General features: G+C 67.0%; 20 protein-coding genes and 3 pseudogenes. 15 read left to right on the forward strand and 8 right to left on the reverse strand.

Annotation, left to right across the window (positions count from 1 at the left end):
- Positions 1-198 precede the first annotated feature (198 nt).
- Together P3H15_RS45825 and P3H15_RS45830 are read right to left on the reverse strand one after the other, a co-directional pair.
- Positions 199-486: pseudogene (locus tag P3H15_RS45825) on the reverse strand (GvpL/GvpF family gas vesicle protein); the annotation flags it as partial.
- 444 nt (positions 487-930) lie between these two features.
- Entirely contained in the window at positions 931-1,113 is a 183-nt protein-coding gene (locus P3H15_RS45830) for a hypothetical protein (RefSeq protein WP_276143383.1), read from the reverse strand.
- Between the two features lie 408 nt (positions 1,114-1,521).
- Between P3H15_RS45830 and P3H15_RS45835 the strand changes: the two genes are divergently transcribed.
- Complete coding sequence (locus P3H15_RS45835) at positions 1,522-1,692, forward strand: hypothetical protein (RefSeq protein WP_276143384.1); 171 nt, start codon at positions 1,522-1,524, stop codon at positions 1,690-1,692.
- 401 nt (positions 1,693-2,093) lie between these two features.
- A complete protein-coding gene (locus tag P3H15_RS45840) occupies positions 2,094-2,678 on the forward strand; it encodes a hypothetical protein (protein ID WP_276143385.1) in 585 nt (194 codons plus the stop codon).
- A 320-nt stretch (positions 2,679-2,998) separates the two neighbouring features.
- Here P3H15_RS45840 and P3H15_RS45845 read toward each other — a convergent pair whose 3' ends face one another.
- A complete protein-coding gene (locus P3H15_RS45845; protein WP_276143386.1) occupies positions 2,999-3,244 on the reverse strand; it encodes a hypothetical protein in 246 nt (81 codons plus the stop codon).
- A 331-nt stretch (positions 3,245-3,575) separates the two neighbouring features.
- On the opposite strand from P3H15_RS45845, the gene P3H15_RS45850 reads away from it, so the two are divergent.
- The 9 genes from P3H15_RS45850 to P3H15_RS45890 all read left to right on the forward strand — a co-directional run bounded on the left by P3H15_RS45850 (position 3,576) and on the right by P3H15_RS45890 (position 14,098).
- Positions 3,576-4,361 (forward strand): SDR family NAD(P)-dependent oxidoreductase, encoded by a 786-nt coding sequence (locus P3H15_RS45850; protein WP_276143387.1) that lies wholly within the window; start codon positions 3,576-3,578, stop codon positions 4,359-4,361.
- A 327-nt stretch (positions 4,362-4,688) separates the two neighbouring features.
- Positions 4,689-4,937 carry a hypothetical protein gene (locus tag P3H15_RS45855; RefSeq protein ID WP_276143388.1) on the forward strand — a complete coding sequence of 83 codons (249 nt, stop codon included), beginning with the start codon at positions 4,689-4,691 and terminating at the stop codon, positions 4,935-4,937.
- Positions 4,938-5,092: 155 nt separating this feature from the next.
- Positions 5,093-5,797 carry a FadR/GntR family transcriptional regulator gene (locus tag P3H15_RS45860; RefSeq protein WP_276143389.1) on the forward strand — a complete coding sequence of 235 codons (705 nt, stop codon included), beginning with the start codon at positions 5,093-5,095 and terminating at the stop codon, positions 5,795-5,797.
- A gap of 212 nt (positions 5,798-6,009) precedes the next feature.
- Positions 6,010-7,650, forward strand: a complete 1,641-nt coding sequence (locus P3H15_RS45865) for a GMC family oxidoreductase (RefSeq protein ID WP_276143390.1) — start codon at positions 6,010-6,012, stop codon at positions 7,648-7,650.
- Positions 7,647-8,072: a hypothetical protein gene (locus P3H15_RS45870; protein WP_276143391.1), complete on the forward strand. Its 426-nt coding sequence runs from the start codon at positions 7,647-7,649 to the stop codon at positions 8,070-8,072. Before P3H15_RS45865 ends, P3H15_RS45870 begins: the two co-directional genes overlap by 4 nt.
- Positions 8,073-8,116: 44 nt before the next feature.
- Positions 8,117-9,598, forward strand: coding sequence for an aldehyde dehydrogenase family protein (locus tag P3H15_RS45875; protein ID WP_276143392.1), 1,482 nt, complete (start codon positions 8,117-8,119; stop codon positions 9,596-9,598).
- Positions 9,599-9,660: 62 nt separating this feature from the next.
- The gene (locus P3H15_RS45880) at positions 9,661-11,157 is read left to right on the forward strand and encodes a gamma-aminobutyraldehyde dehydrogenase (RefSeq protein WP_276143393.1); all 1,497 of its coding nucleotides are present in this window, start codon (positions 9,661-9,663) and stop codon (positions 11,155-11,157) included.
- 120 nt (positions 11,158-11,277) lie between these two features.
- Positions 11,278-12,324: a proline racemase family protein gene (locus tag P3H15_RS45885; protein WP_276143394.1), complete on the forward strand. Its 1,047-nt coding sequence runs from the start codon at positions 11,278-11,280 to the stop codon at positions 12,322-12,324.
- 238 nt (positions 12,325-12,562) lie between these two features.
- On the forward strand, positions 12,563-14,098 hold the full coding sequence (locus P3H15_RS45890; RefSeq protein WP_276143395.1) for an APC family permease: 1,536 nt from the start codon (positions 12,563-12,565) through the stop codon (positions 14,096-14,098).
- A 464-nt stretch (positions 14,099-14,562) separates the two neighbouring features.
- Here P3H15_RS45890 and P3H15_RS45895 read toward each other — a convergent pair whose 3' ends face one another.
- Positions 14,563-15,441, reverse strand: coding sequence for a dihydrodipicolinate synthase family protein (locus tag P3H15_RS45895; RefSeq protein ID WP_276143396.1), 879 nt, complete (start codon positions 15,439-15,441; stop codon positions 14,563-14,565).
- Between the two features lie 298 nt (positions 15,442-15,739).
- On the opposite strand from P3H15_RS45895, the gene P3H15_RS45900 reads away from it, so the two are divergent.
- Positions 15,740-16,435, forward strand: a complete 696-nt coding sequence (locus P3H15_RS45900) for a response regulator transcription factor (RefSeq protein WP_276143397.1) — start codon at positions 15,740-15,742, stop codon at positions 16,433-16,435.
- A gap of 13 nt (positions 16,436-16,448) precedes the next feature.
- Here P3H15_RS45900 and P3H15_RS45905 read toward each other — a convergent pair whose 3' ends face one another.
- The 4 genes and pseudogenes from P3H15_RS45905 to P3H15_RS45920 all read right to left on the reverse strand — a co-directional run.
- Positions 16,449-17,138 (reverse strand): GntR family transcriptional regulator, encoded by a 690-nt coding sequence (locus tag P3H15_RS45905; protein WP_276143398.1) that lies wholly within the window; start codon positions 17,136-17,138, stop codon positions 16,449-16,451.
- A 52-nt stretch (positions 17,139-17,190) separates the two neighbouring features.
- Positions 17,191-17,514, reverse strand: coding sequence for a WhiB family transcriptional regulator (locus P3H15_RS45910; protein WP_276143399.1), 324 nt, complete (start codon positions 17,512-17,514; stop codon positions 17,191-17,193).
- Complete coding sequence (locus P3H15_RS45915) at positions 17,501-18,097, reverse strand: short chain dehydrogenase (RefSeq protein WP_276143400.1); 597 nt, start codon at positions 18,095-18,097, stop codon at positions 17,501-17,503. The genes P3H15_RS45910 and P3H15_RS45915 overlap by 14 nt, the downstream gene beginning before the upstream one ends.
- Positions 18,098-18,241: 144 nt before the next feature.
- Positions 18,242-18,415: pseudogene (locus P3H15_RS45920) on the reverse strand (LacI family DNA-binding transcriptional regulator); the annotation flags it as partial.
- 138 nt (positions 18,416-18,553) lie between these two features.
- On the opposite strand from P3H15_RS45920, the gene P3H15_RS45925 reads away from it, so the two are divergent.
- The 3 genes and pseudogenes from P3H15_RS45925 (at position 18,554) to P3H15_RS45935 (ending at position 21,900) form a co-directional block, all read left to right on the forward strand.
- The gene (locus P3H15_RS45925; RefSeq protein ID WP_276143401.1) at positions 18,554-19,591 is read left to right on the forward strand and encodes a Gfo/Idh/MocA family oxidoreductase; all 1,038 of its coding nucleotides are present in this window, start codon (positions 18,554-18,556) and stop codon (positions 19,589-19,591) included.
- Positions 19,588-20,373 (forward strand): annotated as a pseudogene (locus P3H15_RS45930) (TIM barrel protein). Before P3H15_RS45925 ends, P3H15_RS45930 begins: the two are co-directional and overlap by 4 nt.
- Before the next feature lie 96 nt (positions 20,374-20,469).
- On the forward strand, positions 20,470-21,900 hold the full coding sequence (locus P3H15_RS45935) for a sugar porter family MFS transporter (protein WP_276143402.1): 1,431 nt from the start codon (positions 20,470-20,472) through the stop codon (positions 21,898-21,900).
- The last annotated feature ends 73 nt before the right edge of the window (positions 21,901-21,973 follow it).

Genomic DNA, 21,973 nt, shown 5'->3' on the forward strand with positions numbered 1-21,973 from the left:
CCCCAGGGCGGGGGCACTCAATCGGCCGCCCAACGCAAGATTGCAGTTCGGCCGCGAAACGGTCCGACCGGTCGGTGGCTCCTGCGGACGACGACGGCGTGTGCCGGTGCCGATCCGTGGTACCGGGGAGGATCGGGGCCGCAATTGTGCACAAGGGATCCGGGTGACGCACCTGCCTCTCGTGGATCGGACGGGAGGCTATGTGCGGGCGACGATGAAGCCGTAGGGCGCCATCGGCCGGAGGAGGCGCATCGTGACCCGAGTGTCCCAGCGTTCGGCCAGCTCCCCGACGGCCTGTTCGAGCTCGTCCTGCCGTCGACCTCGAGCAGATCCGCGATCTGCATGGCGTCCTCGTCGTGGGTGGGGTCACGGACGGTGACGGTGTCGGTCAGCGGGGACAGCATCTCGAGAGTTGCGGGTGTCCGGGTCCCGCTTGGCCTCGAGGGCGTGGCCGATGATCTCCCCCAACGCCATCCGGGCATCCCTGATTAAGGGCCTGGTGTCCGGGTTGAGCCGTACCGGGCAGGTCGCCCTCGTCCTGCTCATCCTTCTCGGGCTGGTGCTGGGCCGGTTCTGCTGGTGCTCGCGCTGCTGGCCCTGCTCGTGGCCGGACTCGTCGCGGCCGTTCGCGCCGCCACACGGTGACCGCTCCACCCGGGCGCGGAGGAACAGTCGGCGTCGGCTGGTACGCGCGGCACCGCCGACCATGCTCGGGGCGGCGGCGGTTGAGCTCCTCGAACACCGCCGGCGTGGGGAATGCTGCGGTCGGTCGCGCCCCGGTTTGAACTGCTGGTTGCTTCTTCACCGGCAGCGTGACGGTGAAGTAACCGGTCGACCGCCCCGGGGGCCACGGGCATGAGGGGCGGTCTCGACTTGGTCGGCAGGCCACGGGTCCACCGGCCCGATCTCACTCGTGCCCGAGGACCGCAATCAGGCCGGGTCCGCAGTCAGGCCGTCGGTGTCGGCGAACACCAACCGCCCGTTGTCGAGCGCACCCGTCCACCGGTGCACGGGTGCCCATCGGTGCCCACGCTCCTCGGTGTCTGTCAGCTCGGCGAAGTCCTCCAAGATTCGACCGGTCTGCGCCGGTACGGACGCCCAGCGCTCCAGCACCCGCGCTCAGCGCACCGGGCTCGGGTTCCGGGGTGTGCTTGCTCTCGGACACGGTCGGCACCTTTTCGCTCCGCCACGCACCCGGATCATAAGCACACCCAGGCCATCGAACTGCGACGCACCCCTGGGCCTGCGGGAATCCGGCGTAGCCAGCCCGGATCCGGGTACCCGCTCACTACGTTGTCCCGGGCCCGCGCACACCGGCCGGGGCAGCCAGCCCCGGCTCCGGTCGCCAACCCCTTCGACCGCGGGGCGCCCTACGTCGTACGCGCCGAGGCCGGGTGTTCGCCCACCCAGCCTCGGCCGCGTGCGGCCCTTCCGCAAACCCTTGAATCACTCCCACACACACGTTTCACGCGAGGAACAGGTCGACCTCATCAGGCCGGATGACCTGCGTATCGTGAATAGATGAAGACGAAATCACCTCCGAACGAGCTCGCCCGCCGGTTGGCCGAGCGAGAAGAAGTGGAAGTCGGCATTCTCGAACTCGAGGGCCTGCTGGCGAAGGCCAGACGCCGCCTCGACGAGGTGTCCGCCGAGATCGACTCCCTCCAGAAGCATCGAACACCACCGAGGTAAGCGACGATCACACCACCCCAAAGCTCGGAGCTTGCCACCCAGACCACCCCGTCGAAAACTCACGAAGTCGTCTCCGGCGAGTGCGGACCGGGCCCAGGGACTTCTTCTCCGTGCGACGGTGACCGCGGATGCGGTCCTCGCGCCGCCCCCCGTCGGCGGCTGCCCGAGCAGACCGAGACCGATGCAGCACCCGTGCTCATCCGGGAGGAAGGTGTTCGCACCGGGGCACGGCGGCCGCGTGGACGGTCGTCCGCACAGCGGCTTCCGATGGAGTTGCGATTGGGGACCGGGCGCACGGGGTAGTCGCGATATACGCCTCGCGCACCGACGCGCCAGAGTTTTCACATGCTCCCGCGCCCGACGCTGTGCGTGGCGACGACACACAACAAGTGGGTTCGATCATGAAAATCAAGAAAACCAAAACCAAAGTCGAGGTTGCCACAGCGGTCGGCGCCGGATACCTACTGGGGCGCACACACCAGTTGAAGATGGCCGTGAAGATCGCTGGAGTGGGCGGGTCCCCCAAGGGGCCTGAGGATTTGCTCGCACAGGGATCGGAGTTCCTCGCCTCGTCTCCGGAGATCGCGGAACTCGGCGATTCGGTTCGGGACGAGCTCCTCGACACCGCGGCTGCCACGGCCGAGGCCACCAGCGAGCACGTCGATTCGTTCCGCGACCGCATCCGGTCGCGTGGCGCGCACGTGGTGGCCGGCGGCGGACACCTGGTCGCCGGGGTGAAGAGGATCGGCCGCCGCGGGAACGCCCACCCGCGGGACCCCGAGGATTCCACCGTCGACGAGAGCTCGAGCACGGAAACAACGTCGTCTCACGCGGTCCACGAAGAACAACAGCCGAAGCCGCACAGACTGCGCAGACCACGGGTCACGACGCCCAGTGACTCGTCGTCGCAGTCCCGCGACGAATCCGCACCGGAAGAACGACCGGACGCCGCCGCACGCAGGAAGGGAACGGCCAAGGCGCACTAGTCCCCTCACTCGCTGGTGGTCCGGATCCCATCGATCAGCGCCGGGGTTTGTGCGTGCCCGCGGTCGCGTTGCCGGATAGGACGCCTCCCAGGCGAGGGTGCCGTGCTGGAACGGCATCCGCAGATCCGGGTAGTCCGTGTCGGACAGGGTGATGGTGCGCCCGCAGCCGCACGGGGCGCCTGGTGTGCAGGATGTCGTCGGGACGCTGAGCAAGTCGCCCCTGCACACCGACGTCCATCGTGGTGTCGATCGGCTCGATGTCGTGCAACCTTCCGGAAGGCTCGTCGGGTAGAGGACGCCGTCGATCCAGAGAGTGTCGCTCACTCCCGGGTCCGGAGTGTGTTCCGCGCGCTGGAGCGCATGCAGGTCGTGTAGCCGAGTCGCCAGACCGGCAGCGCGGACGTGTCGTTGGTGACGTACTTGTAGGCGCGGCCGGCGACGAGCTGGCGCGGCTTTCCGATGGTGTCGCCGAGTGCCTGAACGGCGGGCAGGCCGGTGATGCCCCTTGTGCGCCCAGCGTGGTGACGATCATTCCGAAATGACGCGCAAGCGCTTTTCACAGTCACACATCACAACTCATCACTGGCGCGGAGATGGTCACGTCAGCGTCGAATCTTCGCGGGATCAAGTGTGGGCACTTCTCTAACGGGAGATAAGCGGGACATAAGTAGGTTGCGCAAACCTGGGCCATCGGCCGCTCGCCACGGTAGGTTCTCGGGCAACAACCAATCTTCCCATCCCAGTCAGCGAATCCCGAACCGAGTCATTCGCGGAATCCGACGAGTGCCGGTGTCGATGACCCTGGGTTCAGTCGCCGCGTCTCGCAGTCACGCGCCCGGAGCGGGATATCTCGCAATGGGCCCGTCGATCGCGATCTCGCCCTAGTTGAGGAACCACATGCTCTCTTGCACAGCTAAATCCGGACTCGTCACCGGCGCTTCCGGTGGCCTCGGCCGGGCAACAGTGCTGGCGCTGGCCGCCCACGGCGCCAACGTCGTCGCCCTGAGCCGCAACGCCGACACCTTGCAGGAAACCGCACGGATGGCCCAGGGCCTGCAAGGGACCGTCGTCGCCTTGCAGGCCGATGTCACGGACGAACCGAGCGTGGTCGACGCCCTCACACAGGTCGAGTCCAGCTTCGGAACGCTCGACTTCGTGGTCAACAATGCCGGACGTCAGATCGAACGGAACTTTCTGGAGACCACAAACGAGGACTGGGACGCCATCGACCTGACGAACGTTCGCGGCCCTTTCTGGGTGTGCAAACACGCCGCAGCCGCGATGCTGCGACACGGCCACGGGGGAAGCATCGTCAACATCGCCTCCGTCCTGTCGGTGAGCGCAGACCCGATGCTGACCGCGTATACCGCCAGCAAGCATGCAGTTCTCGGACTCACTCGCAGCATCGCCGTCACGCGCCAACTGGCGCGCGCCGGAATCCGCGCCAACGCAGTGCTTCCCGGTGACATGAACACCCCGATGGTCCAGCAGTACTTTGCTGCCCATGCCGACCCTGAACTGGCACGGCAGGAAATTGCCTCCGCCTATCCGGTGGAGCGGATCGCCGAACCCGCCGAAGTCGCAAATGTGGTGCGGTTCCTCGTCTCGGACGACGCGTCGTTCGTCAACGGCGCGGCCATCGTCGTCGACGGCGGACTCGGCGCGGCGCTGTACACGAACTGACCCCGCGGCATATAGGGAACTGTGGAGCTGTTTTCAACGTTTGTGAGTGCGGAACCCGCTCCGGCCCCGTGACGAGGTGGGCTTGCTGTAGTCGGCGGTGTGCCAGGTAATCGGGCTCATTCGGAGCGGTGCGGCCTTGTCGTTGTGCGACTCTGCACGGTAGGCCTCGGCCTCGTCGGGCCCGAGATACCTGTCGTTCCTTGACGGTTCCGCGCTCTGTCCACACCAGGAGGTCCCCCGACTCGTCGAGCCGGTACCAGACTGGCACCGCCAGGGTCGCCGCGCCGTCTCGGGCGACAGCAATCACCGCCACGTGAACCGCAGCGCATGGGCACCTCACTGCTCTCCGTTGTCGCGATGGTGTTCGGCACGCTGTCCGTCGTGACGTTCTGGACGGCGGGTCTGGGCATCGTCCTGGGCGTCGGTGGACTCGCCGCCGGCCTTCTGGACACCGCAGCCCACTCCGCAGATGACGACGAGTCCGCGTCGCTGTGGGCCCTCCTCGGCATCCTCGTCGCAACCCTCGGTCTCACCACCAGCGCGATCGCGGCGTCGGCGCGGGCATCACCCCTGTAGCGGGACCACAACCGATCCACATCTTCAGCGGACACAATGACTGGCCATATTTGGCAGATGTCTTACCATGTAATGGAGCGGGCACGGCAACGCACGAGGAGGCAATGGTGAGGGACTTCAGGCCGGTACGGAGCCGAAGCGCGGGCGGTGACGTCATGCACCAGATCATCGACCGCATCAAGTCCGGTGAGCTGCGCGAAGGCGACGTCCTACCCGGGGAGCGGGTGCTCGCCGCACAAATGGACGTCTCGCGTCCGACGGTCAGCAGCGCGATCTCCAAGCTCGTCGAAGCCGGCATCCTCCGCAGCCGCCCGGGTCGGCACGGCAACCCCGAAGTGATCTCGATCTGGATCCCCGAGGGCCTCGAGAATTCACCGGAGGCCGACCCGCTCCAGGCGGACGAGATCTTCCGCATCCTGGAGGCGCGCAAGACCCTCGAGCCGCGCGTGGCGCAGCTGGCCGCCGTGCGCGCCACCGACGAGCACTACCAGCTGATGCAGCACTCGATCGATCTACTGCGCGCCCACAAGGACAACCTCGCCCGGGCAGCTCAGGCCGAGCTGCTGTTCCACCGGACCATCTGGCGCGCCGCGGGCAACCCGTCCCTCGAGGCGATGATGAAGGGACTGGAAAAGGAGCTCGCCCCCGTCCACGACATGATGCTGCGCACCCCGGAAGACTACGAATGCGGGGTGGAGTTGCACGAAGCGACGCTGGCAGCGCTCAAGCGGGGCGACCCTGTCGAGATCGAACAGGAGATGTACCGGCATCTCGGCCATTTCGAGAGCATCGTCGCGGACGTCCTCCAGCGCACCCCGCACCGGCAACTGCCGGCCTTCCTCACCGCCGGCGTCCACTGACCCACTCCCCCTTTTCCCCTTTCCTGAGGCGGATGATCTGACGATCATCCGCCTCAGTTGCATTTATCTTGCCAAAAATGGCCAAGTTAATTATCCTCTTAGGTGTGATCGGCGTCTCGGCGCCGCGTGAGTGAACTGACGAGCGAATGCGCGACCTGCGGTTGCCGCTCCGGTACGACCCAAGGCCCGCGTGGCCGGGAGGAGATATCCCGATGACAATCGGCGATGGGACACCTACACCTTCGGATCGGGCGGATGTCCTGATCATCGGCGCCGGCCCTTCCGGTGGTGTCGTGGCCGAGCACATGGCCCGGCACGGGTTCTCGGTGGTCTGCCTGGAGCAGGGCCGCTGGGTCAACAGCGGCGAGTTTCCTGCCGTCAAGCCGGAATGGGAGTTGCTGGCGCAGAAGCAGTGGTATCCCGAACCGAACGTGCGCGGCAACGCCGAGGACTATCCGACGAACGTGTCCGAGTCGGACGTCTCGCCGGTGATGTTCGCGGGCGTCGGTGGCAGCACGCTGATCTACAGCGCGCACTGGATGCGCCTGCTGCCCTCGGACTTTCGGGTCAAGACCCTCAACGGTGTCGCCGACGACTGGCCGATCACCTACGAGGACCTCGCCCCGTACTACGACCGGATGGACGCCGCCGTCGGCCTCGCCGGACTCGAGGGCGACCCGATGTACCCCGACGGCATGGTGCCCCCGCTGCCGCCGCATCCCATCGGCAAGATCGGGCGGATCGCGGCTCGCGGGATGAACAAGCTGGGCTGGCACTGGTGGCCCTCCCCCAACGCGATTGCCTCCCAGAAGCATGGTGAGTTCGCGCGATGCGCCCGGTGGGGCACCTGTGAGACCGGCTGTCCGGAGGGGGCGAAGTCGTCCTTCGATCTCACCCACTGGCCGACCGCCATCCGGCACGGCGCCCGGTTGATCACCGGCGCCCGGGTCAGCACGATCACCGTCGACGCCAAGGGTCGCGCGGACGGCGCCGTCTACGTCGACGCCGCCGGCCGCGAGCACCGGCAGAAGGCCCGACTGGTCGTCGTCGCCGCGAACGGCATCGGCACCCCACGACTGTTGTTGCTCTCCGCGCACGGCGGCGCCCCGAACGGGCTGGCGAACTCGTCCGGCCTGGTCGGCAAGCGGCTGATGCTGCACCCGAACGCCGAGGTCACCGGTATCTATGACGAGCCGCTCGACAGCTGGCTGGGACCGGCCGGGCAGGCCATTCACTCGCTCGAGTTCTACGAGACCGATGCATCCCGCGGCTTCGTCGGCGGCGCGAAGTGGCAGGTCATGCCGATCGGCGGGCCGCTGCGCGCACTGTCGCTGCACGACCGGCGCCCGTTCGCCGAGAAGTGGGGGCCGGCGGTGCACGACCGTATGGACGAAACGCTCGGCCGGGGCCTGCAGTGGGGCATCAACTCGCAGGACATGCCAGAGGAGAGCAACCACGTCGATCTCGACCCGACGCTCACCGATTCGAACGGCATCCCGGCTCCCCGTGTGCGCTACCGGTTGTCGGAGAACACCAAGAAACTCCTGCAGTTCAATCTCGAACGCGCCGCCGAGGCGCACGAGGCCGCCGGAGCGGTCCGCACGGTGGCCACCGACCTGTGGCCGGAGCAGCCCGGACATCTGCTGGGCACGGCCACGATGGGCACCGATCCCGCCACGTCGGTGGTCAACGAGTGGAACATCGCGCACGACGTGCCGAACCTGGCGATCGTCGACGGCAGCGTGATGCCCACCTCGGGGGCGGTCAACCCGACCGCGACCATCACGGCACTGGCTCTGCGTGCCGCCGAACACCTCACGAACAACGCACGCTGGCAGGAGATTTCCGAATGACACACCTGAGCGAGCAGGAACGGCAGACGCTCTGGCGCATCGCCGACGTCCTCATCCCCGCCACGGCGACCCGGCCAAGCCTCCGCGACGCCGACCCCGACGGGATCTGGCTCGAGCGGGCCCTGACCGCCCGGGCGGACCTGGTCGGTGCGCTGCAGACGGAGCTGACACGACTGGAGACGGTCCCCGACCTCGAACCGGCCGTCATCGACCTGCACGAGAGCGACCGGGCGCGGTTCGAGGTGCTGGCGACCGCGGTCAGCGGCGCCTACTACCTCGTGCCCGCGGTCCGAGAGTTGATCGGCTACCCCGGTCAGCACCGCAACCCGCCGCGCCTGGAGGACGCCGCCGAGGAACTCTCCGACGAGGTTTTCGAGGCAGCGATGAACTACCCCGGCTCCTACCGACCGACACCTCGATAGTCCCGTCACCCCCAGACCTGCCCGAAAAGAAAAGGATCTCACCCATGACCCTCTCCACGATCGGATCCGATCAGCGTTCGGTGCTGCACACGCTCGCCGGACGAGTGACCGGCAACTTCATCGACGGTCGTTGGACCCCGTCGAGCTCGCCCGACACCATCACGGTGATCGACCCGTCCACCGGCCGCGAAATCGGCACGGTCCCGGCCTCCTCTGCTGCCGACGTCGACGCCGCGGTGGCCGCCGCCCGCACCGCGCAGCCCGGGTGGGCGGCCCTCACCCCCGCCGCCCGCTCGAAGTTCCTGCTCGACATCGCCACCCTGACCGAGGAACTGCTCGAGGAGATCTCGATCATCGAGGCGGTCGATGCGGGCAAGCCCATCACCGCGGTCCGGGACGAGGAACTGCCCGGGGTGATCGACGCGATGCGGTTCTTCGCCGGCGCCGCCCGCACCCTGCCTGCCCCCTCCAGCGGTGACTACCTCGAGGGTGTCTCCTCGATCATGCGCCGCGAACCGGTCGGCGTCGCCGCCGGCATCACCCCGTGGAACTACCCGCTGCTGCAGGCGGTCGCCAAGGTGTTCCCGGCCCTCGCCACCGGCAACACGTACGTCCTCAAGCCCGCCGAGACCACTCCGTACTCGACCGCGTGGCTCGCCGAGATCGTCGCCCGGGTGCTCCCGGACGGGGTGTTCAACGTGGTCTTCGGCACCGGCGCCGTCGCCGGTGACGCCCTCGCCCGGCACCCGAAGATCGACGTGGTCTCGTTCACCGGATCCATCGAGACCGGCCGCAAGGTCGGCATCGCGGCCGCCGACGGCGTCAAGAAGGCCATCATGGAGCTCGGCGGCAACTCCCCCGTCATCGTTTTCGGCGACGCCGACCTCGAATCCGCGCTCGACGCAATCGCGATCGGCGGGCTGTACAACACCGGCCAGGAGTGCATGTCCGCAAGCCGGGTCATCGTGCACGCGTCCCTGCTGGATGCATTCGTCGACGGACTGAAGGCGCGGTGCAGCCGCGAAAAGCTCGGCGACGTCCTCGATCCCACCACCACCATCGGGCCCCTGAACTCCGCCCAGCAGCGCGACCGGGTGCTCGCCAAGATCAAGGCCCGCACCTCCGGCGCCCGCGTGGTCGCCGGCGGCGAGAACTGCGAGGGTGACGGGTTCTTCTTCCCCCCGACGATCGTCGTCGGAGTCGCCGACGACGAAGAACTGGTCCAGGAGGAAATCTTCGGACCGGTGTTCACCGTGCAGACCTTCGAGACCGAGGAGCAGGCGATCGCGCTGGCCAACGGCACCCTGTACGGGCTGGCGTCGTCGGTGTTCACCAGCAACGTCGGTACCGCCACCCGCGTCCAGAACGCCCTGAACTTCGGCACCGTGTGGGTCAACAACCACCTGGTCTTCGCCGCGGACCTGCCCGTCAGCGGATTCGGGGCCTCGGGCATCGGCACCGAGAACGCCGAGGCCGGGCTGCTCGAGTACACCCGCCTCAAGCACGTGATGGTGGACAACCGCTGACCGGCCCGACGCGACGCCGACCCGACCACCCTCCCCTGTCCGGAAGAAACGAAGGAATCACTGTGGCGCAACATATCTGGGACCGCCCCGCGCAGTACATCGGTGGCCGTTACCGTGACGGCAAGTCCGCCGACACGTTCGACGTACTCGACCCGTCCACCGGTCGGACCGTCGTCACCGGCCCCCTGGCATCGACCGAGGACGTCGACGACGCCGTCACCGCCGCCGCCGGCGCCCTACCGGACTGGGCCGGCGCCACCCCGGCCCACCGCTGCGAGGTGATGACCCGGTGGGCCCGCGAACTCGACACCATCGCCGATCAGCTCGCGACCGTGGAGTCGGCGCAGGCCGGTAAACCGATCAAGCTGACCACCGAGTTCGACGTGCCGGGCAGCATCGACAACGTCGCCTTCTTCGCCGGCGCGGCGCGCAATCTCGAGGGCAAGGCCTCGGGCGAGTACTCGGGCGATCACACCTCGAGCATCCGCCGCGAACCGATCGGCGTCGTCGGATCGATCGCCCCGTGGAACTACCCGCTGCAGATGGCCGCATGGAAGATCCTGCCCGCGGTGGCCGCCGGAAACACCATCGTCCTCAAACCCGCCGAGATCACGCCGTTGACCTCGTTGCTGTTCGCCGAGGCCGCCAGCCGCGCGGGGATGCCGGACGGGGTGATCAACGTGATCACCGGCAAGGGCACCACCGCCGGCAACGCCCTGGTGACCCACCGCGACGTCAACATGGTCTCGTTCACCGGTTCCACCCCGGTCGGACACCGCATCGCCGCCGCCGCGGCCGGCAAGCGGCTGCATCTGGAACTGGGCGGCAAGGCCCCGTTCGTCGTCTTCGACGACGCCGATCTCGAGGCCGCCATTCAGGGGGCGGTGGCCGCGTCGCTGATCAACACCGGCCAGGACTGCACCGCCGCGACCCGCGCCTACGTCCAGCGCCCGCTGTTCGACCGGTTCGTCGACGGTGTCGCCGCCGTGATGGACACCGTCCGACTCGGTCCCACCACCGATCCGTCCACCGATCAGGGGCCGCTGGTCTCGCGCCGTCAGCAGGAGCACGTCGCCGGGTTCGTCGACCGCGCCCGCGCCGGCGGGGCCACGATCGTGCGGGGCGGGAGCATCCCGGGTGGCGACCTCGCCGACGGCTTCTACTACGAGCCCACCCTGGTCGTCGGCGCCGCGCAGGACAGCGAGATCGTGCAGCAGGAGATCTTCGGCCCGGTCCTGGTCGTGCTCCCCTTCGACCACGATGACGAGGGCATCGCGCTGGCCAACGACACCCCGTTCGGTCTGGCCGCCTCGGCGTGGACCCGGGACCTGTACCGGGCGCAACGCGCCACCCGCGACATCGCCGCCGGGTGCGTGTGGGTCAACGACCACATCCCGATCATCAGCGAGATGCCGCACGGCGGATACAAGCAGTCCGGCTACGGAAAGGACATGTCGACCTACTCGCTCGACGAGTACACCAACATCAAACATGTGATGTCGGATATCACCGGCGTCGCCCGCAAAGACTGGCACCGGACGATCTTCGGTAACCGGTAAGTCCGTCTGCCCACCGGACACCGCGGCCCGGGCCGGCGCCCAACGGCGCAGGACCGGGCCGCGGGTACCCGAAAGACAACCTCAGCGCGCGTCGGTAGCGCCGAAAGAAGAGAGCGAACAATGCGATTCAGCCGCGTACTCAATGTGGTGAACTGCCACGCGGAAGGCGAGGTCGGCAACGTCATCGTCGGGGGCATCGGCGACGTTCCCGGCCAGACGATGTTCGATAAGCGCGTCTACCTCGAGGAGAACCTCGATCAGATCCGCCAGCTGATTCTGTTCGAGCCCCGCGGTGCGGCGGTGCAGAACGCCAACATCATCCTGCCGTCCAACCACCCCGACGCCCCCCTCGGCTACGTCATCCTCGAGTCGACGGAATACCCGGCGATGTCCGGGTCGAACACCATGTGCGTGGCGACCGTGCTGCTCGAGACGGGGATGCTGCCGATGACCGAGCCGGTCACCGAAGTGGTCCTCGAGTCCCCCGCCGGCCTGATCAAGGTGCAGTGCGAATGCAAGGACGGCAAGGTCGAAAACGTTCGGCTCACCAACCAGCCGGCCTTCGTCTACCACACCCAGGTGCCCCTCGACGTCCCCGATCTGGGCAAGCTCACCGTCGACATCGCCTACGGCGGAATGACCTACGTCGTCGTCGACGCCACCGAAGCAGGTTTCGACCTGGTGCCGTCCGAGGCCCGCGCCCTGTGCGAACTCGGCCAGCGCATCAAGAAGGCCGGCGCGCAGCAGTACGAGGTCAAGCACCCCGAAAACCCGGAGATCCCCGGCATCACCCAGACGGTCTTCACCGGACCGCTGTCCCGGCAGACCGACGAGAGCGGCGAGTATCTGACATCGAAGAACGCCGTCGTCGTCTCCCCCGGCCGGATCGACCGGTCCCCGTGCGGCACCGGCACCTCGGCACGAGTGGCGGTCCTGCACGCCCGCGGCGAACTCGCCGTCGGCGAGCGATTCGTCCACGAATCGCTGATCGGCACCAAGTTCGACTCCCGCGTGGAGTCCGTGACCACCATCGGCGGGTACGACGCGGTCGTCCCCAGCGTCGCCGGACGGGCCTGGATCACCGGCACCACCCAGCTCGGACTCGACCCCAGCGATCCCTTCCCGAACGGATACACCCTGGGCGACACCTGGCTCACTGCGCTCTGAACACACACAGAACACCGAACGAGACTGCACGCCCCCATGTTTCGGGGGCGTGCAGTGTCGTTCTCTCGCAGCCGCGACCCTGTCACACAACGTTTACCGCAACGTATTGCCAAAAATGGCTAGGTCAATTAACCTTAATGGCACAGTGACATGCATCACTGAGAGGTCGAGTTGAAGTCGATCCGCACACTGCGTCGATCTTCGATTCACTCGGTCGGTCCCCATCCCCGGAGGAAACATGCTAGAGACGCGCGATACGGGCAACAGCCGCGAAGTCGCCCCCCATGGAGATGACGAGCATCTCCGCGCCCTCGGTTACGAACCGAAGTTCGAGCGCAAGATGAACCTGTGGGCGAACTTCGCCCTCGGCTTCATCTACCTGTCCCCGATGGTCGGCGTGGTCTCGATCTTCGCGCTGGGAATCTCCACCGCCGGACCGCCGGCGGTGTTCTGGATCTTCATCGTCGGCTTCGGACAACTGCTGGTCGCACTGGTCTTCGGCGAGATCGTCTCCCAGTTCCCGCTCGCGGGCGGCCTGTATCAATGGGCGCGCCGGCTCTGGAACGGCCAGTACGCCTGGCTGATGTCGTGGATCTACATCTGCGCCATCACCATCGGCATCACCACCACCGCCATGTTCAGCTCCGACTTCATCGCAAGCTTGCTGTTCGGCACCGCGGACGAGCCGTCGGTCTCGGCCACCGGGCTGCAGAAACTGATCATCACCCTGTCGGTGCTGACCGTCTGCCTGCTGTTCAATCTCACCGGCACCAAGACCCTCGCCCGGATCTCCGTCGTCGGCCTGACCGCCGAGCTCATCGGCGTCGTCGCGATCGGCCTGTACCTGCTCATCTTCCAGCGCAAGCAGCCCTTTTCGGTCTTCTTCGACACCATGGGCGCCGGTGGCGGGCAGAGCTACATCTACGCCTTCATCGGAGCATCACTGGTGGGCCTGTACATGTTCTACGGCTTCGAGGCCTGCGGCGAGGTCGCCGAGGAGACCCCGAACCCGGCCCGCGCCATCCCGCGCGCGATGGCGTTGACGGTTCTCGTCGGCGGCGGTGCCGCCCTGCTCGCATTCTCCGGATTCGTCCTCGCCTGCCCGGATCTGGCGGCCGTCGTGGCCGGGGAGGACGCCAACCCCATCCCGACGATCCTGCAGGGCAGCCTCGGCACGGTCGGATCCAAAGCGTTCCTCGTCATCGCACTGACCTCGTTCCTGGCCGGTGTGATGGGCCAGCAGACCGCCGTCAGCCGCCTGGTGTACTCGTTCGCCCGCGACGACATGTTCCCCGGCAGCCACTTCTTCGCCCGCACCTCCTCGAACCACATCCCGGTCAACGCGCTGCTGGGAATCAACGTTGCACCGGTGCTGCTCACCGTCTTCGTGTACTTCTTCCCCGACTCCCTGTTCCGGATCGCCGCGTTCCAGGTCATCGCCGCCTACTTCGCCTTCCAGATGGTGGTCCTGGCCGCGCTACGGATGCGATTCAAGGGCTGGAAGCCCGGCGGACCGTGGACCCTCGGCAAACTGGGCATCGCCGTCAACATCGCCGCCCTGGTCTACGGCATCATCGCCATGATCATCCTGGCCCGGCCCAGCGGCGACGAGAGCCTACCGTTCGTCGACCGCTGGATCGCACTGATCGGGTTCTCCATCATCACCGTCGCCGGGTTCGTCTACCTGGTGATCGCAAAGCCGGGCGCCGACTCCACCGCACCCGAGGGTGATGCCATCGAGGTCGCCGAACGGCTCCGCGCCGGTCGCGCATGAGACCGGACCGCGACGGCTACTAGTCCGAAATCCGAACGGCGGGGGACGAAGTCACGACTTCGTCCCCCGCCGTTCTGCCGTGCGTCAGCGCACACCTCTTGACGCACCGCCCGGGGGGAGCTATTGCGAGGCCGGCAGGTCGAGCACCCGCGGCGCGGGCTCGCGCGACGCACATTGCGCATCACTGGTCCCGCGGCGATGGTTGGACGCACCTCGTCATCGACGGTCCCGTCCCGCGCCCGATGATCGAGGAACACACTCGGTTCCAGTCGGTATGGCTGTGCGAGACCTGATCGCCGACAGCGTGATCCAGCTGCGGCGCGGCCGAGAGGACGCCCTTCATCTGCCGGTCTCGGCGTGGCTGATGCGACTTCCCGAGTCGAAAAAGCCCGACCACAACGATGATCGCCGGCCCCGTGTCGGAGCCGGCGATCGTCGATATCGGCGGGACGGTGCGTCCCCGTTTACAGTACCGCGAGGGCCTTTTCGAGCTCGCGGAGGCGCGGGCCGGTCAGGGCGGCACCGGGCGCCCGCTGCGGGCCGGCGGGGTGACCGACCAGCTCCATCCCAGCCTTGACGGCCGCGGTGTATCCACCGCTGACGAGGGTGCTCATCACCGGGAACAGCTTGGCCCACAGCTTGCGGGCAAGCTCGAGGTCGCTCGCCGCGATGGCGTCGTACACATCGACCAGCTGACGTGGCACCACGTTCGCCGCGCCGATGACCGAGCCGGCGGCACCCTCGAGCAGGGCGGCGTAGAAGAGGGTGTCCCAGCCCACGAACACCGAGACCTTGTCCCCGAACTCGTGGATGAGCTGCGCCGCGGCGGTGAAGTCACCGCTGGTGTCCTTGACGTACTTGACGTTGGGAACCTCGTCGATCAATTCACCGAGGATCTGCGGGGTCAGGTTCACTCCGGTTGCGGCAGGCAGGTTGTAGGCCATCACGGGGATCGACACCGATCCGGCGACGTCCTTGTAGTAGCTCTTGACCTCGTCGATGCTGAACGGCTCGTAGTACGGCGCCACCAGCATCAGCGCGGTCGCACCCGCCTTCTCCGCGTGCCGGGACAGCGCGATCGCCTCGGCGGTGCTGGTCGCCCCGGTATGCGGTACCACCGGCACCCGTCCTGCGGTCTGCTCGAGCACCACCTCCAACGCGCATTCGCGTTCGCCGCGGCTCAGGGCGAAGAACTCACCCGTCGATCCCAGCGGAACGAGGCCGTGGATCCCGGATTCGATGGTGCGGTCGACCAACCGGCGCAGGCCGGCCTCGTCGAGCTGCTGATCCTGAGTGAACGGAGTGGCGACCGCCGAGTAGACGCCCTTGAGATCTTCTGACATGGATACCTCCTGGAGAGCAAGTGACCCATTAATGGTAAGTGAATCTTGCCAAAAACGGCAAGCATGGGATGTAATTGGAGTCACGATGAAGCCGGGAAGTGTCGCCGACGGACTGGCACGTCCCCAGGGCGCCACCGGCGCCCCCGATCAATCCGGAGTTCGTAGATGAACGTGACCGCAGGCGAACCTTTCTCACCGCCCTGGGCGGTGCTGTGCCGAGACCTTCTTCGCGAGATGTGTTGCAGCATGCCGCTGCAGATGTCATCGCCGTTGGTGCTTCCCGAAGAGGATCGGATCCGTGACCTGCCTCGCGTCAGATGAACTCACACAACCCTCGGTACTGCTAGTGGGCCTCGGATCGCCGACCCTGCTGAGCAAGCTCGGCGCCCACGGTCTTCGCGTTTCCACCACCGACCAGGGCGACCTGACACCGAGCAGGCTCAACGCACTGCGCCCCGATTTGATCGCCTATTTCCAACGCGATGGGGCAAAGATCGCGTCCACGGTTCAACGGCAGCGACTCGACGGAATCGTTGCCGGAATTTGTGTCGTCAGCAGCACAGCGTCCAGCGCAGACCGCATCGCCATCCTCGATGCCGGCGCTGACGACCACGTGGTCATGCCCTGCACCGTGCCCGAACTCGCAGCACGGTTCCGCGCCGTCCTTCGTCGCGTGCGCTGGGCACCGATCGACGACCTCATCTTCCCCGAGTTGACCATCAGCCTCACCGCGAGAACGGTTCACGCCAACGGCCAATGCGTCGACGTGAGCCGACAGGAGTTCGGCCTCCTGGTCGTCCTCGCCAAGAATGTCGAGCGCGTCGTTTCCCGCGAAGATCTCCTCCGTACCGTCTGGGCGATTCCGGCATCGATGGCGACACGGTCGAACGTTCTGAATGTGTGCATCAGTTCGCTGCGCAACAAGCTCGAGGCCACGGGCGCCGGACGAACGATCCACACCGTCCGGGGGATCGGTTACGTCTTTCGGGCGTGAGACGGAGCTATCGTCAGGTCGCGGCGCGACGCGCGGCCAGCAGAGCGACCAACTCGCGCGCACTGCCGATCGTGTGCACCGTGAAGGCGGCACGAATCCGCTCCAGGTCACGGGTCTCGAAAGCCTCGATCAAGGCGGCATGCACCGCGTGAGCGCGCGCGGGATCGGCGCGCGTGTACTGGTCGTGCAGCAGCGCAATCGTGATATGCGCTTCCGTGACCGGCCACAGCCGCATCAGCAGGTAGTTTTCCGACGCCGCCCAGATACTCCGATGAAACGCCAGGTGGGCTTCGTGATAGGCGAGCGGATCGGGATCGAATGCGCGGGCTTCGAAGTCGCGCCACGCCTGCAGGACGAGTTCCATCCGATGCCCGGACGCATCGGCCAAGATCGCCGACACCGCCTGCATGTCGAGCGCCATCCGCGTTTCCGCGATATCGAGCAGTGCCGCATCGTCGAGCGAGGCCACCCGCAAACCCCGATAGGGCTCCTGGACGAGCAGGCCCTCCTGGGCCAGCTGACTCAGCGCCTCCCGGACGGTCGGACGACTCACGTTCAACTCGGAGGAGAGTCGCGCCTCGGTGAGCTTCTCCCCGGGATGCAGCGAACCGAGCACAATGGCGCGTTTGATCTGCGCGATCACACCGTCGCGACGTGTGGTGGTGGCCACCGGCAGGAGAGCAACCTCACGGTGTTCCGGCATATTTCCTCCTCGCTACCGATGCCCTGGATACAACAATGCCCCGACCGGCCGATCAGAGCGAGACCGACCGAGAGTTCCGCGCCACCGGGCAGGCGTCACACAGTTTCTTCGCGGATCGTTCACGGCTCAGTCGAACATGGTGCGCTTCACCGTCTCGAGGGAAGAACAACTCGGTATTCGAACCGCGGCACGCCGAGAACTGCTGCCACTCGGCGTTGCCTTGATCGGCTTCGCCGGACACCGGGACCGGTAGGTGTCGGTGGATCGATTGCCCACCGGCTCGCACCGTCCCGCCGTGCCCCGCACTCACACGCGAACCGTCCGACCTTTGGCGATTCGACGCGACGCGCCGGGCCCGCAACTCAGTCGAGTTCATAGATGCGCCCCGTATGAACACCGTCCACCGACTTCACGAACGCCCGGGCAACATCAGCTACCGGCACCGGCGCGAATCCGGGAAAGAAATCGCCGTACACGTCGAGGGCTTCTGTGACCACCGTCGGGCTGACCGCGTTGATGCGGATGCCCCGCGGCAGTTCCGTCGCGGCAGCGCGCACAAAGGACTCGAGCCCTCCGTTGACGGTCGATGCCACGGCTCCGGAACGGATGGGCTCGCGGGCGAGAACGCCCGAAATCAGTGTGAACGATCCGCCGTCGGCGACGAACGGGAGACCGCGCAGCACCAGGTCGATCTGCCCGAGCAGCTTGTTCGCGATACCGGCCTGGAAGTGGCCGGTCGTCAGGTCAGCGAACTGCGGAAACGGCGTCGACCCCAACACACTGACCACCGCGTCGACGGTGCCGACCTGCCCGAACAGGCGATCAATCGATGATCCGTCACCGACATCCACCCGATACGCACTCGTCCGAGAGGCCACCAGCACCTCGTGCTTACCCCTCAGCGCTTCCACGACGGCCGCGCCGACCTTGCCGGTACCGCCCGCAACGAGAATCCGCATTCCATCTCCCGAATCGAAGTGAACTTTCCATTAATGGCACACTACCCTAGCCATTTAGTGTCCGGGTTCCACAATGATCTCTGCGCGCGGAGAAGTCGCCCGGACAAGCGGGCGCGACAACGCGACAGGTCGCGGGCGTCCCTAGTCGGGCACGCATCCCAGGTCGTCCGCGACCTGCCGCACCCTCGTCGCTCCGCTCGCGCCGGACACTTCGCGCATCACGATCGACACCAGAGCCGTCGAGACACCCGCGGCCGCGGCGACGTCGGCCATGGTCAGGCGGTGGTCACCACCGTCATCGGTCTGTACCGCAGCCATCGTCACCCCCATTCCTCGCGATCGTCGCACCGGCCCCGGCAATGAGCCTTGACCGCCGGACGTGATCCATCTAACATTCATGACTAGAACGTACTAGTAGAACGTACTAGTCCCTATTTCCCCAGTTCGGAGCATCACATGTCTACCAACACCCCGGTACGTCTGGCGTTGATCGGCGCAGGCCGGATCGGCTCGAACCACGCTGAACTCGTTGCCCGCCACGTCCCCGGCGCCACGCTCGTCGCCGTCGCCGATCCCACACCGAACGCCGACCGCCTTGCCGACGACCTCGACATCTCCGTGGTGGAACGGTCGGCTCAGGCGGTACTCGATCGATCGGACGTCGACGCCGTCCTGATCACCACCCCCGCCCGCACGCACGCGGACCTCGTCACCCAGGCCGCCGCGGCGGGAAAGCACGTGTTCGTCGAGAAGCCGATGGCGGTGACCCTCGACGAGGCGGACCGGGCGATCACGGCCGCCGCCGACGCCGGTGTGGTGCTGCAGGTCGGGTTCAACCGACGGTTCGCACCCGGATGGGTCGCCGCTCGCGCTGCGATCGACGCCGGCCGCGTCGGGACCCCGCAGTTGCTGCGATCGGTGACCCGCGATCCCGGCCCGTTCTCGGCCGATCCGGCGCGGATTCCGCCAGGAACCATCTTCTTGGAGACACTGATTCACGATTTCGACGCATTGTGCTTCCTCAACCCGGGCGCACGACCGGTCCGGGCGACCGCACTCGCCGACGCCCTGATCCGCCCGGACGCCAAAGCTGCGGGACACCGCGATACCGCGGTCGTGACGATCGAATTCGACAACGGGGCGATCGCGACCGCCGAGGCGAGCTTCAGCGCACTCTACGGGTACGACGTGCGCGCGGAGGTATTCGGCTCGGGCGGCATGATCACCGCCGGCAACGTCCGCGCCAGCGACATGACCTACTACGGACCGGAAGGGATCGGTATCGACACCTCCCGCCGCGACACCGACCTGCTGCGCAGCGCCTACCTCGCCGAATTCGTCGCGTTCACCCGCGCGATCCGGACCGGTACCCCCGCACCGGTGACCGGCACCGACGCCCGCATCGCCCTGAGCGTCGCCCTCGCCGCAGTCCGCAGCGCTGCCACCGGCCGCGCCGTCGAAATCGCCGACCTCGTCGCGGAGGTGCCGGCATGACCGGGATCGCGCTGGCCGCCTGCGCCGAGATGCTGTACCTCGATCTGCCGGTGCTCGACCGGATCAAGCGGATCGCCGATCGCGGACTGCTCGTGGAGATCTGGGACTGGTCGAGCAAGGACATCGACGCCGTCGCCGGATCCGGCGCCGAATTCTCCTCCATGACCGGCTATCTCACCGGAAACCTGACCGAGCCCGAGGGAATAGCGGAGCTGCTCGCCAGCGCGCACCGGTCCCTCGAGGTGGCCGAACGTCTCGACTGCCCGCGGCTCAACCTGCACGGAACCGGTCTCGGTGACGGCGGCCTCCCGGTTCGGCCGGTCCAGGTGGTGACCCCCGCGATGTGGCTCACCGCCGCGGACACCCTCTAGACGGTGGCCGAACTCGGCGCCGCCGCGGGCCGCACGTTCGTGCTCGAAAACCTCAACGTCGCGGTCGATCACCCCGGCACACCGTTCGCCACCGCGGCCGACACCCTCGCCCTGGTCCGGGCGGTCGACCACCCGAACCTCCGGCTGAACCTCGACCTCTACCACGCGCAGATCGGCGAGGGAAACCTGATCGACCTGGTCACCGAGGCCCTGCCGTACATCGGTGAGATTCAGGTCGCGGACGTGCCCGGCCGCTGCGAGCCGGGCACCGGCGAGATCAATTACGCCGGTGTCGCGTCCGCACTGAGACGGATCGGCTACACCGGCGTCGTCGGCCTCGAGGCATGGGCATCAGGCGACTCGGACACCGCACTCGACGCGTTCGAAGCGGCCTTCGCCCCGGCCCGCTGACACCACCCCGCCCGTCCGGGTATTTCCCGCCCACGCGCGAGGGCCGCTGTCGCGCCCCATCGTCATCGCCCTGTGGGCAGAAACTGGAGAACCGCTGTGTCTCATGGCTTACCACTCGCATCAGCGAGCGTCTCGTTACCGCCGCTGCGGCCGGGTCCGCATCAGCGTCGCCTCGACCTGATCGCCGTCGTCGCCACCTTCGGCGGGCTGCTTTTCGGCTACGACACGGGCGTTCTCAACGGCGCCCTCGAACCGATGACGCACGATCTCGGACTCACCTCGTTCACCGAAGGTCTGATCGGTGCCGTCCTGCTCGTCGGCGCCGCGATCGGCGCCCTGGCCTGCGGCCGGCTCAACGACCGGATCGGCCGTAAGAAGACCCTGACCATCCTCGCCGTAGTCTTCTTCGTCGGCACCTTCGGCGCCGTGTTCGCCCCGAACCTCGAAGTCATGCTGCCGGCGCGGTTCGTGCTCGGACTCGCGGTGGGCGGAGCATCGGTCACCGTCCCTGTCTATCTGGCCGAGTTGGCACCGACCGAGCGCCGCGGCACACTCAGCGGCCGCAACGAGCTGGTGATCGTCTTCGGGCAGTTGCTCGCATTCGTCGTCAACGCGGTCATCGCCAACATCTGGGGCGATCACGAGGGTGTGTGGCGGTACATGCTGGCCGTCTGCGCCATCCCGGCCGTCGTCTTGTTCTTCGGCATGCTGCGGATGCCCGAGTCCCCGCGCTGGCTGATCTCGAAGGAGCGGCACGACGACGCGCTGGCGGTGCTGATGCAGGTGCGCACCGAGGACCGGGCGCGCGCGGAGATGGCCGAGGTCGAGCATCTCGCCGAGGAGGAAAGGGAAGCCCAGACCGGAGGTCTGGTGGACCTGGCGGTCCCGTGGGTGCGGCGCCTGCTGATCGCCGCCGTCGGTCTCGCGATCGCCCAGCAGTGCACCGGCATCAACTCGGTGTTGTACCACGGCCAGCAGTTGCTGATCACCGCCGGATTCGACCCGAACACCGCACTGATCGTCAATGCCGCCGTCCCCGGAGTCCTCGGCGTGGTCGGCTCGATCATCTGCCTGTGGGTGCTGATCGACCGCATCCCCCGTCGCACGCTGATCATCAGCGGATTCATCGCGACCACCGTCTGCCACGGCCTGATCGTGTGTGCTGCAATGCTTCTCCCCGAAGGCACCGTCAAGGCCTACCTCATTCTCGCGATCATCGGCCTGTTCGTCTTCTCCATGCAGATGATGCTCAACGTCCCGGTCTGGGTCTGCCTCTCGGAGATGTTCCCCCTGCGGATGCGCGGATTCGGAATGGGCGTCGCCGTGCTGATGCTGTGGATGACCAACGCCGTCCTGACCTACGGTTTCCCGATCATGCTCAGCATCACCGGCCTCACCGGCTCCTACCTCGTGTTCTTCGTCCTCGGCCTCGTCTGCATCGTCTTCCTGTGGAAGATGTTGCCCAACACCAGCGGACGCTCCCTCGAAAAACTCGAGGAGGAATTTGCCCGAGGCCAGTTCCGCTGACCCCCCAGTACCCGGCCCACCGCCGACACCCGCACCCACAGACAAGGACGCCATGACAGTCATCGTCGCCGTA

The organism is Rhodococcus sp. T2V, assembly GCF_029269925.1.
GTDB lineage: Bacteria > Actinomycetota > Actinomycetes > Mycobacteriales > Mycobacteriaceae > Rhodococcus_F > Rhodococcus_F koreensis.

Excerpts from the sequence above, each read along its gene's own strand:
- P3H15_RS45835 (WP_276143384.1), top strand. The coding sequence starts at position 1,522 with ATGAAGACGAAATCACCTCCGAACGAGCTCGCCCGCCGGTTGGCCGAG.
- P3H15_RS45840 (WP_276143385.1), top strand. The coding sequence starts at position 2,094 with ATGAAAATCAAGAAAACCAAAACCAAAGTCGAGGTTGCCACAGCGGTC.
- P3H15_RS45850 (WP_276143387.1), top strand. The coding sequence starts at position 3,576 with ATGCTCTCTTGCACAGCTAAATCCGGACTCGTCACCGGCGCTTCCGGT.
- P3H15_RS45855 (WP_276143388.1), top strand. The coding sequence starts at position 4,689 with ATGGGCACCTCACTGCTCTCCGTTGTCGCGATGGTGTTCGGCACGCTG.
- P3H15_RS45860 (WP_276143389.1), top strand. The coding sequence starts at position 5,093 with ATGCACCAGATCATCGACCGCATCAAGTCCGGTGAGCTGCGCGAAGGC.
- P3H15_RS45865 (WP_276143390.1), top strand. The coding sequence starts at position 6,010 with ATGACAATCGGCGATGGGACACCTACACCTTCGGATCGGGCGGATGTC.
- P3H15_RS45870 (WP_276143391.1), top strand. The coding sequence starts at position 7,647 with ATGACACACCTGAGCGAGCAGGAACGGCAGACGCTCTGGCGCATCGCC.
- P3H15_RS45875 (WP_276143392.1), top strand. The coding sequence starts at position 8,117 with ATGACCCTCTCCACGATCGGATCCGATCAGCGTTCGGTGCTGCACACG.
- P3H15_RS45885 (WP_276143394.1), top strand. The coding sequence starts at position 11,278 with ATGCGATTCAGCCGCGTACTCAATGTGGTGAACTGCCACGCGGAAGGC.
- P3H15_RS45890 (WP_276143395.1), top strand. The coding sequence starts at position 12,563 with ATGCTAGAGACGCGCGATACGGGCAACAGCCGCGAAGTCGCCCCCCAT.
- P3H15_RS45895 (WP_276143396.1), bottom strand. The coding sequence starts at position 15,441 with ATGTCAGAAGATCTCAAGGGCGTCTACTCGGCGGTCGCCACTCCGTTC.
- P3H15_RS45905 (WP_276143398.1), bottom strand. The coding sequence starts at position 17,138 with ATGCCGGAACACCGTGAGGTTGCTCTCCTGCCGGTGGCCACCACCACA.
- P3H15_RS45910 (WP_276143399.1), bottom strand. The coding sequence starts at position 17,514 with ATGAACTCGACTGAGTTGCGGGCCCGGCGCGTCGCGTCGAATCGCCAA.
- P3H15_RS45915 (WP_276143400.1), bottom strand. The coding sequence starts at position 18,097 with ATGCGGATTCTCGTTGCGGGCGGTACCGGCAAGGTCGGCGCGGCCGTC.
- P3H15_RS45925 (WP_276143401.1), top strand. The coding sequence starts at position 18,554 with ATGTCTACCAACACCCCGGTACGTCTGGCGTTGATCGGCGCAGGCCGG.